Source organism: Rhodococcus sp. BP-261 (assembly GCF_019835205.1).
GTDB lineage: Bacteria > Actinomycetota > Actinomycetes > Mycobacteriales > Mycobacteriaceae > Rhodococcoides > Rhodococcoides kyotonensis_B.
Genome location: NZ_JABUCO010000004.1, coordinates 265,741 through 280,096, shown reverse-complemented (window position 1 = coordinate 280,096; position 14,356 = coordinate 265,741). Strand labels below are relative to the sequence as shown.

Annotated in this window: 14 protein-coding genes; 8 read left to right on the top strand and 6 right to left on the bottom strand. The window is 62.7% G+C overall.

Annotation, left to right across the window (positions count from 1 at the left end; genetic code table 11):
* Window positions 1–13: 13 nt before the first annotated feature.
* Together HQ354_RS07060 and HQ354_RS07055 are read left to right on the top strand one after the other, a co-directional pair.
* The gene (locus HQ354_RS07060; protein WP_068423377.1) at window positions 14–1,072 is read left to right on the top strand and encodes a Dyp-type peroxidase; all 1,059 of its coding nucleotides are present in this window, start codon (window positions 14–16) and stop codon (window positions 1,070–1,072) included.
* On the top strand, window positions 1,069–1,878 hold the full coding sequence (locus tag HQ354_RS07055; RefSeq protein ID WP_068423378.1) for a family 1 encapsulin nanocompartment shell protein: 810 nt from the start codon (window positions 1,069–1,071) through the stop codon (window positions 1,876–1,878). The genes HQ354_RS07060 and HQ354_RS07055 overlap by 4 nt, the downstream gene beginning before the upstream one ends.
* On the opposite strand, the gene HQ354_RS07050 is transcribed toward HQ354_RS07055, so the two are convergent.
* The gene (locus tag HQ354_RS07050) at window positions 1,813–3,105 is read right to left on the bottom strand and encodes a sensor histidine kinase (RefSeq protein WP_261768521.1); all 1,293 of its coding nucleotides are present in this window, start codon (window positions 3,103–3,105) and stop codon (window positions 1,813–1,815) included. The genes HQ354_RS07055 and HQ354_RS07050 overlap by 66 nt on opposite strands.
* 162 nt (window positions 3,106–3,267) lie before the next feature.
* Between HQ354_RS07050 and HQ354_RS07045 the strand changes: the two genes are divergently transcribed.
* Window positions 3,268–3,654, top strand: a complete 387-nt coding sequence (locus tag HQ354_RS07045) for a response regulator (protein WP_157105252.1) — start codon at window positions 3,268–3,270, stop codon at window positions 3,652–3,654.
* Here HQ354_RS07045 and HQ354_RS07040 read toward each other — a convergent pair.
* The 3 genes from HQ354_RS07040 to HQ354_RS07030 all read right to left on the bottom strand — a co-directional run bounded on the left by HQ354_RS07040 (window position 3,626) and on the right by HQ354_RS07030 (window position 6,470).
* Window positions 3,626–4,285: a response regulator transcription factor gene (locus HQ354_RS07040; RefSeq protein ID WP_068423379.1), complete on the bottom strand. Its 660-nt coding sequence runs from the start codon at window positions 4,283–4,285 to the stop codon at window positions 3,626–3,628. The genes HQ354_RS07045 and HQ354_RS07040 overlap by 29 nt on opposite strands.
* Window positions 4,286–4,343: 58 nt before the next feature.
* A complete protein-coding gene (locus HQ354_RS07035) occupies window positions 4,344–5,654 on the bottom strand; it encodes an MFS transporter (protein ID WP_068423380.1) in 1,311 nt (436 codons plus the stop codon).
* Between the two features lie 99 nt (window positions 5,655–5,753).
* A complete protein-coding gene (locus tag HQ354_RS07030) occupies window positions 5,754–6,470 on the bottom strand; it encodes a YoaK family protein (RefSeq protein WP_167674243.1) in 717 nt (238 codons plus the stop codon).
* Window positions 6,471–6,653: 183 nt separating this feature from the next.
* On the opposite strand from HQ354_RS07030, the gene HQ354_RS07025 reads away from it, so the two are divergent.
* On the top strand, window positions 6,654–9,002 hold the full coding sequence (locus HQ354_RS07025; RefSeq protein WP_084423624.1) for an FdhF/YdeP family oxidoreductase: 2,349 nt from the start codon (window positions 6,654–6,656) through the stop codon (window positions 9,000–9,002).
* A gap of 43 nt (window positions 9,003–9,045) precedes the next feature.
* Here the strand turns inward: HQ354_RS07025 and HQ354_RS07020 are convergent, their stop codons facing one another.
* Window positions 9,046–9,456 carry a hypothetical protein gene (locus HQ354_RS07020; protein WP_157105253.1) on the bottom strand — a complete coding sequence of 137 codons (411 nt, stop codon included), beginning with the start codon at window positions 9,454–9,456 and terminating at the stop codon, window positions 9,046–9,048.
* A 182-nt stretch (window positions 9,457–9,638) separates the two neighbouring features.
* Entirely contained in the window at window positions 9,639–11,102 is a 1,464-nt protein-coding gene (locus HQ354_RS07015; protein WP_068423383.1) for a DHA2 family efflux MFS transporter permease subunit, read from the bottom strand.
* A gap of 445 nt (window positions 11,103–11,547) precedes the next feature.
* On the opposite strand from HQ354_RS07015, the gene HQ354_RS07010 reads away from it, so the two are divergent.
* The 4 genes from HQ354_RS07010 to HQ354_RS06995 all read left to right on the top strand — a co-directional run bounded on the left by HQ354_RS07010 (window position 11,548) and on the right by HQ354_RS06995 (window position 14,321).
* Window positions 11,548–12,633: a hypothetical protein gene (locus HQ354_RS07010; protein ID WP_068423384.1), complete on the top strand. Its 1,086-nt coding sequence runs from the start codon at window positions 11,548–11,550 to the stop codon at window positions 12,631–12,633.
* Window positions 12,618–13,472, top strand: a complete 855-nt coding sequence (locus HQ354_RS07005) for an SDR family oxidoreductase (protein ID WP_084423625.1) — start codon at window positions 12,618–12,620, stop codon at window positions 13,470–13,472. Before HQ354_RS07010 ends, HQ354_RS07005 begins: the two co-directional genes overlap by 16 nt.
* Window positions 13,469–13,885, top strand: coding sequence for a hypothetical protein (locus HQ354_RS07000; RefSeq protein WP_068423386.1), 417 nt, complete (start codon window positions 13,469–13,471; stop codon window positions 13,883–13,885). The genes HQ354_RS07005 and HQ354_RS07000 overlap by 4 nt, the downstream gene beginning before the upstream one ends.
* Before the next feature lie 82 nt (window positions 13,886–13,967).
* Window positions 13,968–14,321, top strand: a complete 354-nt coding sequence (locus HQ354_RS06995; protein ID WP_084423626.1) for a UBP-type zinc finger domain-containing protein — start codon at window positions 13,968–13,970, stop codon at window positions 14,319–14,321.
* Window positions 14,322–14,356: the final 35 nt, after the last annotated feature.

The following is a 14,356-nucleotide window of genomic DNA, read 5'->3' as shown; positions in this document are numbered from 1 at the left end:
CACGGAAGCGTCAATGCCAATCACATCGCAATCTGTGAGGCTGAATCTTGTGACCCAGCAACCAGTTTTGTCCCCGCTGACCACCGCCGCGATCTTTCTCGTCGTCACCATCGACGACGGCGGTGAAGACACAGTACGAGACCTTCTCGCCGACATTCAAGGTGTGCAACGTTCGGTCGGGTTCCGGGTACCAGAGGGGAAGCTGGCGTGCGTGGTGGGGATCGGTTCGACAGCGTGGGACAGGCTGTTCGACGGCCCACGTCCTGCCGGACTGCACCCGTTCGTTCCGGTCCGCGGTGAAAAGCACAGTGCGCCCGCAACACCGGGTGATCTGCTGTTCCATTTTCGCGCACAGCAAGCCGATTTGGTCTTCGAGATGGCGACTCGAATAATGAGGGCGCTCGATGGTTCCGTCACCGTCGTCGACGAAGTGCACGGGTTCAAGTACTTCGAGATGCGCGATCTGATGGGGTTCGTCGATGGCACCGAAAATCCGACGGGCGACGACGCAGCCGAGGCCGTGACGGTCGGCGACGAAGACGCGGAGTTTCTCGGAGGCAGCTATGTCGTCGTACAGAAGTACTTGCACGACATGGATTCATGGAATTCACTGTCTACTGAAGCGCAGGAGAAGGTCATCGGGCGGAGCAAGCTCGACGACATCGAGATGGCCGACCACGTCAAACCGTCGAACTCGCACATAGCGCTCAACGTCATCGAGGACGACGACGGCAATCAGTTGCAGATCCTGCGCGACAACATGCCTTTCGGGACCATCGGGACGAAGGAATTCGGTACCTATTTCATCGGCTATTCCGCGACGCCGACCGTGATCGAGAGAATGCTGCGCAACATGTTCGTCGGGAATCCCATCGGCAACCACGATCGCATTCTCGACTTCTCCACCGCCGTGACAGGCTCGCTGTTCTTCGTCCCCACCGTGGATTTCCTCGAGAATGCGCCCACCAACCCACAAGCACCGAAATCGTCGGAGCGGGAAACTGTATCGGACGGTTCACTCGGAATCGGTAGTCTCGCAAAAATTGTCGGAAAGAAAGTAACTGTCCTATGAGTAATCTGCATCGCGAACTGGCACCCATCTCGGTATCGGCGTGGGCCGAGATCGACGAGGAAGCCAGGCGCACGTTCGAGCGCAACGTCGCGGGTCGGCGCGTGGTCGACGTCGAAGGCCCTGCGGGGCCCACGCTCGCAGCGGTGGGTACCGGACATCTACGGCGCATCGAACCGATCTTCGACGGCGTGTTCGTCCACGCGCGCGAGACGAAACCGATAGTGGAGTTGAGGGTGCCGTTCACGGTCAGCAGACAGGCCGTCGACGACGTCGAGCGCGGCGCGAGCGACTCGGACTGGCAGCCGGTGAAAGATGCTGCGACGCTGGCCGCATTCGCGGAGGATCGTGCGATCTTCGAGGGTTACGCCGCCGCGGACATCATCGGCTTGCGGGTCGCGACGGCCAACCTCGAACTCGAGCTTCCCGCCGACATTCGGGGGTATCCCGAAACCGTCAGCCGCGCAATCACGATGCTGCGTCTGACCGGAGTCAACGGCCCGTATTCACTGGTCCTCGGAGCCGATGCGTTCACTGCGATCAACGAGACCTCCGATCACGGCTACCCGATCAGCGAGCACCTTCGACGTGTGCTCGACGGCGACATCGTCTGGGCGCCTGCAGTTCCCGGTGCGTTCTTGCTGTCCACACGCGGCGGAGACTTTGCGTTGCACCTCGGGCAGGACCTGTCCATCGGTTACTCCTCCCACGACGCCGAGAAGATCGAGCTGTACTTCCAGGAGTCACTGACCTTCACCGCGTACACGAGCGAAGCCGTCGTGTCCCTCGGCGCGCCCTCTGGGAGGTGACGGAGGCCGGCCGGCTATGCGGACGGTCAAGGTGGTTCCGGAGTCCGGCGTGCTCCGCAACGTGAGTGTTCCTCCGACGGCGGCTACTCGGTCGCGTAGGCCGATCAAGCCGGAACCCGAAGTGAAGTCGGCTCCACCGCAACCGTCGTCGGAGACAATCAGGTCGAACACCGCGGTGGTTGATTCGGCCGAGATCGTCACCTCCGTCGCACCCGAGTACTTTGCGGCATTGGTCAAGGCCTCGGCGACGACGTAGTAGGCAGCAACTTCGATAGCGTCTGGCAAGCGTGCGGGAATGTCGGTGTTCAACGAGACTGGAATCGAACTCCGCCGAGCGAGAGTTTTCAACGCGGGTGCCAGGCCGCCACGGGTCAGGATCGCCGGGTGGATGCCGCGGGACAGTTCGCGTAGGTCTTCGTGTATTCGGGTGAGCGTTTCGATGCTTCCGTCAACGCGTTGTCGAAGCTCGGGCAGTTGTTCCGGTACAGCGGCCTGGACAGATCGCAGTTGCAGGCCGAGGGAGACGATATGTTGCTGTGCCCCGTCGTGCAGATCACGCTCGATTGTTCGGCGTGCGTGGTCACTTGCGGCTACCACTCGTGCCCGCGATCTAGTCAGTTCATGCCGAGTCTCCTGAGCCTGAAGTGCAGCAGTGAGAAGGGATTCGAGTGCCGGCACGATCCGGCGTACTCGCCTCGTGTCAGCAGCTTGTAGCCCTCGCGGTACGAGGAGCGCGCCGATCACAGTCGGACCGTCGGTAAGGGCGATTGCCTCCCGGTCGGCGTCGAGTGATGGCGCCGGTCCGAGCACGATGCACGTGTGCGGTCGTGGTAGATCGAGTTCGGAGGTGAGGCGCTCGCCGGCATCGTCGAGCATTTTCCTGATGTCGGAGGTCATGAGCATCGACCGCGCAAGCCGTGCGAGGAGGTCGGCTTCCTGTCTGCGTTGCTCGGATTCGACTGCACGTAGTCGTGATTGGCCGACGAGGACATTGGTGACCAGAGCGAGCACGGTGAAGACGAGCACCGCGGGGACGAGGCTGATGCTGTCCTCGGAAGCATGAATGTAGGCGTAGGCGGCAGCGCTGGCGACGGAGGTTGCAATCGAGATGCGAAAGCCCCACCCAGCCGAGACGATCAATACACCGAACATGAACACCGCACCGAACGAGTTCTCTGGCGCAATCTGCTTCAGTTGCAGGACCACTGTCACTTCGACGGCGATCAAACACAGCGAGAGAACAACACCCCAAGTTCCGGCGGGAGTGCTGGGTCGCAGCACCCTTCGAATGAGGCGTTCGTGGAATGGGACGGTCGTCACGACGATGCTCGTCTGATTTTCCGGGTAGCGGGAATGCCACCGATCTTGTCTTCTGACAGTCTCGATACCATGCTCTTCTCGGATTCTCGCTGCTTGATCGTCGACGACAGTGCTGCCTTCTGCGCTGCTGCGAAGACGGTGCTGTTCGAGGCCGGTGCCGCAGTCGTCGGGACGGCCGCGACGTCCGCGGACGCAGTGGTGGTTGCCAACACGATTTCGCCGCAACTGATTATCGTCGACATCGACTTGGGCGCAGAGAGTGGTTTCGACGTCGTAGAGATGCTGAGTACCGGTGACCGGGACCCGCAGCCGGCGATCGTGTTGGTATCCACGCATGATGAGACAGACTTCATGGATTTGATCGATGTGAGTTCGGCAGTCGGGTTTCTTCCGAAGTTCGAGTTGTCCGCGACGTCGCTTCTGCAGCTCATGAACTCACCGAGTCGAGATACATGATCACGGCGCGGACACGTCGGTGGTCGTCGGGTGCGTCGGGCAGATTCAGTTTCGTGAGAATGCTCCGAACATGCTTCTCGACGGTTCCCTCGGTGATCCACAATCGGCGCCCGATTCCGGAGTTCGACAGTCCTTCGGCCATGAGAGCGAGTACGTCGCGTTCGCGTGCGCTCAAGGCATCGAGTGGATTGTTCTTCTTGTTCGCCGACAGTAGTTCGTAGACCAGCGCCGGGTCGATGACCGAGGCTCCGCCGGCGACTCGATCGATGGCATGGAGGAAATCCTCGAGGTCGGTGACCCTGCTCTTGAGCAGGTATCCGGTCGACTTGCCGCCTTCGAGTATTTCGAGCGCGTGGTCGATTTCGACGTGCGCGGACAGTAGTAGTACTGCCACGTCGGGATGTTCCGACCGAATTCGTGCCGCGGCGTCGAGTCCTTCGGCGGTGTACGTCGGTGGCATTCGGATGTCGATGACGGCGAGCCGTGGCTGAGTTGTCTCGACTTCGCTGAGTAACTCGATCGGATCGCCAGCTTGAGCGACAACGTCGTGCCCTGCGTGTCTGAGCACGCTGACGACACCTTCGCGCAGCAGCACATCGTCGTCGGCGACGACCACGCGTACACCGGTCATGAGTTTCCTTCCACGAGTTCAGCTGGTGAAAGCGTCTCGGACGAACGCACCGCCGGCATCAGTCGTCTGACTCGAACCAGACGGATGAACCGGCAAAAGGGCCCGAAGGCGTGCTGTCGGAACTCACAGCGTGGCGTGGGACGCGGTGTCGGTTCCGAGATTCGACCGTCAGCAGGACGAAGGCGAACGTTGCCAGTAGAGCGACGACTGCAGCGAAGACGATGCCCGCCGTGATCAGACCCGACTGCGTCGCCAATGCTCCTGCGCCGATGACCGGTAGCGAGAGGGCGATGTAGACCACGACGAAGAACGCCGAGGTCACATCGGCCCGGCCGTGCTGGGGCAGCTCGCTGGTGATGCTTGCGATGCCGCTCTTGAAAATGAATCCTTGACCGGTGCCGCAGACGATCGCTGCGGCCAGTAGGAGGGTAAGCGAGCTCACCCAGAGCGACAGCGCCAGAACGGCAACGCCGACAACCAGGACGACGCAACCGCGGCGCTGCGCGGTGAGGTGGTTTCGGCCGCGCAACACGCCCTGGGCGAGCGCCGAGGATGCGAAAACGACGAAGACCACCGCTCCGGTGACTGCGTGGTTGGAGATGCCGAGCACACCTGCGACGAAGCCAGGGGAGATCGCGCTGAAGAGCCCCATGACCGCAAAGCCGGCGAATCCGGCGACCGACGCGCGGATGAAATCGCTGCGCACCGCCGACGGCACGGACAGCCACTGCAGGCGTGGCCGGACACCCGGTGCAACCACCACCGTCTCGGGCGCACGATAGACGACAAGTGCCGCTATCACGAGCAGCAGTGCGTGCACGACGTATGTCACCTGGGTCGGGTCTGGAAGATATTGCACGAGAACACCTGCCATCAACGGGCCGAGTCCGAGGCCACCGATGTTCGCTGCGGTGGCCACTGCCGGAGCAGCACTTCGCCACTTCTCCGGCGCCATTTCGAGCAAGGTTACGGTAGCGGTCCCGACAAAGGCCCCAGCCGATATCCCGGAGAGCACCCGGCCGATCAACAGTGTCGTCAGGGAATCGGCGAACACGAAAACAACCGCGCTGAGGATACCCATGATGATCGCGGCGATCAGCATCGGACGCCGGCCGACAGCGTCCGACCATCGTCCGAACGCCAGGAGCGCTCCGAGAACGCCGAGGGCATACATGGCGAATATCACCGTGATGATTAATTCCGAGAAGCCGAATTGCGCTTCGTAGAGCGAGTACTCCGGCGCAGGCATGGTTGTCCCCATCATGACTACGATGAAGGCGTAAGCGACCCCGACGAACGCCGTCGCCGACGATAACGGCTGACGTCCACGCCGGGGTCGATCGTGTTCTGCGCCTGCGAGTTCGGTCATCGTATGTCCCCTGTCATCGGCCGTCGGAGGACGGTCGAACGTAGTATCGGCGGGTGGGTTCAGCGTGGCCGACTGCGGCGGTGGCGGTATCAGGTCGAGTCATACCGTTGCCGGCGCGGTTCGTTGTATGTGTGTACCCATGTGGGCGTTCAAAGTGATCAGGTAGGCAGTCAACCCTGCCAGCGCGGGAACGAGCGGTGCGGCTATCGGAGCGACGAGCACGACGACCGCCACCACGAGCGCACCGAATACCAGGGTTGCGATCGACGCTGCCCTGATCCAGACGTACTCCCGTCGTCCGGAGGCCACGTCGTCGAGCAGCGACACCATCGTTCCGGTGACGAACGTCGTGGTCAGCGCGCCCGGAGCTTTCATACGGCGGGCGACGACGGTCTGTACCGCCATGGCCACAGCGGACAGACAGATCAACATGAGTACGACTTGCGGTCCAGCGTTGTCGTGGGCCACCGACCACGTCACCATGATCGCGATCTGAGCTGCAGCACCCACAGCCAGCAGTGAAATCGATTTACGTTCAACATGTTCTGGCGTTCCTCGGGTGCAGCGCAGTGCCCTCCACGCGGTCAGCGCGAACACCACGATCGCGAAGCTCGCTCCGATCACGACGTGCCCGTAAGCATTTCGGCCGACCATCCCGACCAGGATCAAATTTCCGGTCATGTTCGCTGTGAAAATCCCTCCGAGCAGGATGAATGCGAACGCGTCGGCACCTCCCGCGCCGAACGAGAGCAGGAGAGTGGTGGCGTGTTGCGATGCCGAAGACCGATGTATCGATTTCGCTGCGGGAGTGGACACCTCAGAAGTGTCGCCGCCGAGACCGGATTTGCGATTGAGTCGAATGACCTGAGGTCTGTGCCTCGTTCGGTCTCGCACGCGGATGGTCGAGTCATTCGACTGATGGCATAGACCGACGAAAACTCGATACTGGGCACGCGCGGGCACCGTTGTGCCGTGCCGGACCGCGATTACAGGAGCGCCATGGACACCCACGATCTCACACCTCCGGACATCGCGATCCGCAGTCAAGGCGCACCGGGTGTGCCCGCATCGGGGTGCGGACCTGGTCGAGACAAGAGGCCGAAACAGAAAGACGATCACCACCCGTCCGCTGGGTGGGGAGCGGCACGCAGCGTCGGGAAGGTGCTGTTCTCGAGCAAGGAAGTGCTGTCCGGCACACGCGCGATGGTGACGATGAACCACGAGCAGAGCGGCTTCGATTGCCCGGGATGCGCCTGGCCCGACGACCGGAACGGCCTGCACCTGGATTTGTGCGAAAACGGTATCAAGCACGTCACATGGGAGATGACCAGGAAGCGCGTCGACCGCGACTTCTTCGACCGCCACACCGTCAGCGAATTGGCCGGGTGGAGCGACTTCGCGCTCGAGGACCAGGGACGATTGACCGAACCGATGGTCTACGACCCGATCACCGACAAATATGTCCCCATCGAGTGGGACGCGGCGTTCGAGCTGGTCGGTTCCGCGCTCCGCGAGCTACGCAACCCGAACAGTGCCGCGTTCTACACTTCGGGCCGGCTCAGCAACGAAGCGACGTTCCTCTATCAGCTGTGGGCACGCGAGTTCGGTACCAACAACCTCCCCGACTGTTCGAACATGTGCCACGAGGCCAGCGGCCGCGCTTTGCAAGCTGCTCTCGGGACAGGTAAGGGCACCGCCGACATCGACGACTGGGACGAAGCGGAGGCTCTGTTCGTGATGGGCGTGAACGCCGCGTCGAACGCGCCGCGCATGTTGACCGCTCTGGCCGAAGCCCATCGACGCGGCGCGCAGATCGTGCACGTCAATCCGCTCGTCGAGGCTGCGTCACGGCGCACCATCGTCCCGCACGAGTTCGGCGCGATGGCAACCTTTCACGCCACGAAGACGGGCACCTTCGACGTGCAGCCTCGGATCGGTGGCGATCTCGCACTTCTTCGCGGCATCGCCAAGGTCCTCTTCGAGCTGCACCCCACTGACCCCTCCGTCATCGACATGGATTTCGTCGCAGCCAACACCGCAGGATTCGAGGAATACCGCGCCTGTTGCGAACGTGAGAGCTGGGCGGACATCGTTCTTCAATCCGGGGTCGACGAGCGCACGATCCGCAAGGTCGCCGATATCTACCGTCGGTCGAACAAGACGATCATCAGCTGGTGCCTCGGTCTGACCCAGCAAGAGCACGGCGTCGACACGGTCCGGGAAATCGTCAATCTTTTGCTGCTCAGGGGCAACATCGGCCGCCCGGGCACCGGGCCGTCCCCGGTGCGCGGACACAGCAACGTTCAAGGCAACCGCACCTGCGGCATCGATCACCGCCCGACACAACAGTTCCTCGACACCCTGGCCGAGGTGTGTCGTATCGCTCCGCCCCGGGCACACGGTCTCGACACGGTCGGCACCATTGCAGGGATGCACGATCGAACGGTGTCGGTGTTCGTCGGCATGGGCGGGAACTTCGCGCTCGCAACACCGGACCCGGCCTACACCTTTGAAGCGCTGCGCCGCTGCGCACTGACCGTGCAGGTCAGCACGAAACTCAATCGAAGTCACCTCGTACACGGGCGGGCAGCGCTGATTTTGCCCTGCATCGGACGCACCGAACGTGATGAACAACGAAGCGGCCTGCAGAGTGTCAGCGTCGAAGACGCGATGAGCCGAGTCCACCTGTCCAAGGGGTCACGCAAGCCGCCCTCGCCGCTACTGAAGTCCGAACCCGCAATCATCGCCGGACTAGCCCGCGCGACACTGCCGAACAGCGACACCGCCTGGGAAGAGTACGTCGACAACTACGACAGGATTCGCGACGTCATGGCGCGCGTTCTTCCTGGCTTCGAGGACTTCAACCTCCGCGTCCGTGAGCGGAACGGCTTCCGTATAACCCAACCGGCGCGCGAGCTGAACTTCCACACCCCATCCGAACGTGCCGAATTCTCCACTGCAGCAATGGGAGATGTTCTCCCGCCCACCGGATACATGATGCTGGGCACCATGCGATCACACGACCAGTGGAACACCACCGTGTACTCGGACAACGACCGCTACCGGGGAGTGAAGAATCTACGAACCCTGGTGTTCATGAACCGTCGCGACATGGAGCGCCTCGAGCTCCCGGAGTTCGCGGCCGTCGACATCACCAGCTTCGCCAAGGACGGGACTACCCGACATGTCTACGGCTACACCGCGGTCGCGTACGACATCCCCGAAGGCAATGCAGCCGGCTACATGCCCGAGCTGAACGTGTTGTGCCCGATCGGCGACTTCAGCGAGCAGAGCGACCAGCCGCTCATGAAGCATCTGACGGTGAAAATCATGGCCAGTCAGCCATAACCGGGCCGGACCGCCGAGCAGCCTGAGGTGCGGCGGCAGGTGGTCAGACGCTCGGAGAGGGCGCCACCGTAGTCGTGTGCGGCGGTGTGGACTCGACGAAGCAGCAGAAGATCACCCCGGCAAGTCCACCGATGATCGTGATCACCAGGACGGTCAACCACAGCAGCGTTGTCAGTTCGAGAACGGTCAGAACGAACAGCATCAGCACGAGCGGAGTTCCGCAGTGGATCGAGCGACGCCCAGAGGTGCCGGCGAGCCAATGAAGCGACCCGATGGTTTGCGCCGTGTCCTCGTACACGGCACCATGCGCGACGACGTCGAGTCGGGGTATCGGCTGGGTGACGGCCGGCCGGGCTGACGGCGCAGCGTCGTGCGGGGCAAGAACCGTTGTGGCGTGGCTGATCACGGATGTGTTCCGCACCCCGCCGCCTCCCGTAGGCGATGCAGTGGGCACAGTGGCTCCTCCAAGCGGGTTCGCCCTATCTCGAGGGATGTGACTTCTCCAGCAGCCCGGCGCGCCGGAGCCACTCGGCCGGACAGGTCCAGGCGTATAGAGCACGACCTCTCTGCCGCGCGAGACGACGAGCGGCGGCGCCATCGGCCGATCAGCTAGTGCAGGGGCGTGCGGGCAGAGGGTCATGAGATCGGGCGCGTTCTGGGTGCGACCACATGGTCGGTCGGTACGGGCGCAGCAAGTGAGGCCGCCGAGGACAACGCCACACTCATTACGGCGATAAGCACGCCCGCGGTCCCCAGCAGGATCCATACCGTAATGCTGGCGTGTTTCCATCCCGCAGAGAGAGAGGCGCTGGTCGAGTTCGCGGCCAGGATCGTTCCGATGACCGCGACGCCGAGTGATGCGCCGACCTGTTTCGCTGTGGAGACCATGCTGGCGGCGACTCCCGCCTGGTCGTCGGGCAGTTCCGAGACGGCCGTGTCGTTGATCGGCGCGTTGAGCAACCCATACCCCGCTCCGAACACCAGGTAGGGGGCGGCGAGCCAGTAAAGCGGTGTGCTCGCGCCGGTCAGCAGCAACAATGCCGCCCCGAGTGCCAGTGCGCTGCCCGCGACAAGCAGAGGTGTGCGTGGGCCCCGGCTACTGAGCAAACGGCCGGATATCGGTGCGGTGATGATGGTGGCGACCGCCAGCGGCAATGTCAGCAGTCCGGCCTCGGACGGACTGAGATCGCGGACAGTCTGCAGGTACAAAGTGTTGGCGAACATCAGACCGGAGAAGGCGAAAAATCCTAGGACCGACATGGCGAAGGCACTGGAGAAGGCGTAATTGGTGAACAGTTCGAGCCGTACGAGGGGCTCGGGGTGCCGCCGCTCCCACGCAATCAACACCACCAGCGACAGCGCTGCGAGTACCAGGGCGACGAGGATGGACGGGGAGGTCCAACTTCGTCGCCCGCCCTCGATGATCCCGAAGACCAACGTGATGAGGAAGAACATCACCAGAATCTGCCCGAACGGGTCGAAGCGTCTCGGCTGCAACGCTTTCGATTCTGGAACGACGTACAGCGTGGCGAGGACTGCGATGATGCCGATTGGGACGTTGAGCCAGAAGATCGACTTCCAGCCGACAGAATCGACGAGGAACCCTCCGACGAGTGGGCCGGCGGCGATGCCGACGCCGCTGGTCGCTGCCCACCATCCGATTGCTCGTGCGCGCGCTGCTGATTCGGTGAAGACGTTGGTCACGATTGCAAGTGCGACGGGGACCAGCATGGATCCGCCGACTGCTTGAACGACTCGGAACGAGACCAGCCATTGTTCGCTGGTCGATATCCCGCACATAGCCGACCCGAAAGTGAAGATAGCCAAACCAATTGCGAAGGTGCGCTTTCGACCGAAACGGTCTGCGATCGATCCCGACAGCATCAGCAAGCTGGCCAGCACCAACAGGTATGCGTCGACGGTCCATTGCAGTGTCGACAACGACGCATCCAAGTCACGGGCGATCGACGGCAGGGCAACGTTGACGATGGTGTTGTCCAAGGATGCAACGAGCACGCTGCTGCAGCAGATAGCGAGAATGGCGTAACGGGTGGCCGACGACGTGGTCGGGGACGTCGGCGGGAGGTCGGTTGAGGTCATGCGGGTCCTTCGTTTCAGCAGCGCGATCCGTAGCCGCAATCGATCCCATGAGTGGTGGTCGGTGACAACGAGTATGTCGCGCCGTCGGCGGGCCCGTCATGCGTCAATTGACGCGTCATCGGATGCGGTGTTCGATGCGAACAGTGTTGTGCGACAGTCACTTGGGTCGTTTGACGCATGACAAGGACTATCGAATCGGGCGAGCATACGACGACACGAGCTGCCGCGGGATGCGACATCCGATTCGGTCACCGGCAAACGGCTGCTTCCTGAATTCGTTTGGAAAGGGGTACACGCGATGGCAGCACAGTGGTGCTCTCACGACAATCGCGCAGTCTCCGCTCGCCGACGCCGCGACAGTCTCGGCGGTTCACCAGCCAGCTCGACTGCTTGTTCGTCCCGGTCCGATATGCCTGTCGGCTCGCGGGCCACAGGCACGGAGCTAATGGTCGTCGACGACCAGGGCGTCGACGGCGGCGCGCTTCCGGTCGGTATTCTGCACGCTTACGCCCATATTCGCCGCGCTGCCGCGTACTCGAACGGTGCCCGAGGCGTGGCGTCATTGAATATCGCCGGTGCCATCACAGCAGCTGCCAATCACGTCGTCGACGGCGATCTCGATGACCAGTTCCGCGCCGATGTGTGCCACTGCAGGAGCGTGTCCGAAGTAGGCGCGGCCGTCGATCAGATGCTCGCCGACCGTGCATCTGTCTTGCTGGGACAGACCGGTGGATCGAAGATGACTGTTCGACCTTCCGATGTATCAGCCCTACAGGATCCGTCGCACAGCTTCATGGCCGCTGCGACGATCGCGACAGCTGTCGAAGTCTCTCGAGTGCTGCTGCCCGGCGCGGTGCTGTTCCGGAACGCGATTGTGGAGTTCAGCCGGCGCCTGGACAGCGATGCGGCGCTCGATGTCGGCGATCCAGCAGCGGCAAGCGCAGCCGCCGCATGCATGAAGAGATGGGCGCGGCGCATACTGCTGACTGTCGATGCGGCACAGAAATCGACCGACCGGCCGTTGACCGTTTATCTCGGCCCCGCAGACTCCGACCCCAGTGCACCTGCACTCGACATCAACTCTGTCGCACGGTATCTCGCCGACTCGACAGGGCTCCCTCTCCAGGGGACAGGACGTAGACGGCTCGGCGACTCGAACACGATATCCGCGCTGTTCAACAGCGTCGAAGCAGTCGCCTCTGTGATCGAACAAACAACGCAGCAGATAGCTTTCGCAGGGAAGCCATATTTCGCATCGGAAAGCGCACGACGTGTGGGTGCAGCGAACGCGGTGCACACGATCTATTCGACTGCGTGCCAGAGAACAGCCGGCGTCTGCGCAAGCGTTCTCGCACCGCGCCAACGCCGCATCGAATCGGGTGACGTCGTTCCGCCGGTCCCTCTGCACGGCTGGGCCGCCGACCTGCTGACCGTGACCACGTCGTTGAGCGATGCCATCACCGAACTGAGATCCTCGGTCGTCGAGCCACTCGCTCGGCGCGCCGTCGCTCCGGCATGTCGAATCGCCTAGCAGGCACAGGAAACACGGAGAACAGCCGAACCAGCAAATGCGGGGGAAGTAGGTCGACGATGAGTGTGTGGATGTTCACCGGCCCCCAGTCCGGCGTGGTCGGCGCGTTGGTCACTCGGCTGCTGAGCGACGGGGACGACGTAGTCGAACTCGTTCCCCGAGATAGTGCCGGTAGTCCTCCATCGAGGGCTGGTGCCCGCCGCACCGCAGCAATCTCTATCGGTGACATCGGCGATCCCCGTGATGCCGATCGGGCAGTCGAGGAAGTGGTCGAGATGTTCGGCGGACTGGACTTCCTGGTCAACGGCCCTGCACCGCGCGCCGACCCGCCCGCTGGCGGCGCTACGACGTTGCACGTCAACCCATTCGGCATCGTCAACATGACACGCGCAGCGGCGCATGTGTTCCGCGCCCAAAACAGTGGGCGCGTGTTCAACATGCACACCGCACCGACCCTCCTCGGCGATCACCGGGCCCATGACGACCGGAAACCTGCACTGTTCAGTTGCACGATGTTGGGCGAAGGCCTCAGAGCTTTGCTCGAGCCGTCGGCAGATCTGACGGTGGTGCAGACGTACATGCTCGACAAGCCTGAGCGAGGCTCGTGGCACGCGGCCGCCGAGGCCCTGCATCGGGCTGCACGGTGTGGCAGGCCGCCGGCCAACCTCGAGATCCGGCCGGATCTGACGTTGTGCGGCGCGCCGACGACCATTTCGGAGCAGCTGCCACCCAGCGGGTCATTTGACTCAGGCGTTCGGTGCTGCGGTCAGAAATCATTGCGCTACAACCTGTCCGCTCCTGCCAAGGTCCATCGACACTGTCCCAAGGAACCTCCATGAAAATCTCTCGTCTCGCCACTATCGCCGGATCGGCCGTTCTGACAGTGGCCGCCAGCCTCGCTCTCGCCGGCCCTGCACTTGCCGACGACAACGCTTCCACCCACGACGTGTACGTGCACCTCCCGCGCGGGGCTCACCTCCCAGTGCCGCCTGGTTCGATTCCCGTGGGGGCTTCCACAATCCACTACCAGCCTTCCGACATCGGACGCGACATCGTCCGGGTCGAGGCGTTTCCCGGCCTCGACTACAGCAGGTTCGTCGTGATCGGTGCAAGTCAATTCACCGCTTACGGCGAGCCTTTCGCCACGGAAACCGAATGCTTCGACCTCGGGAACTTCCTGGTGAATCAGAAGGAAGAGACGAATTTCCTCTGTCAGTGGCAGCCGGGCGGCTTCCAGTTGTTCGTCGAATAGGCACTGTGAACGTCACTGCCTGCGCCGCCGATCTCACCGCAGCGCAGGGGCTGTGCGCGGACCGCCGCGAGAAAGGACATCCATGACCAGCCTTGCCGACTTCATCGATCCATCTATGCCGCCCAGCGGAACAGGTTGTGCCGAGTGCGACCAGTCGGGCAGTTGGTGGGTGCACCTGCGACGGTGCGCCAAATGCGGCCATATCGGTTGCTGTGACGATTCCCTGAACCGTCATGCCAGCGCGCACGCGGCTGCCACGGGCCACCGCATCATCCAGAGTTTCGAACCCGACGAAATGTGGTTCTGGGATTACGGATCTGCCCAGTTCGCCGACAGCGGCCCTGCCCTCGCACCTCCGCGAAGCCATCCCGACACGCAATCGGTGCCCGGACCCGCCGAACGACTACCCCGTAATTGGCCCGAAATGCTCGGCTAATTCCCCAGCCCCCAACCAACAAGGAGACAGACACC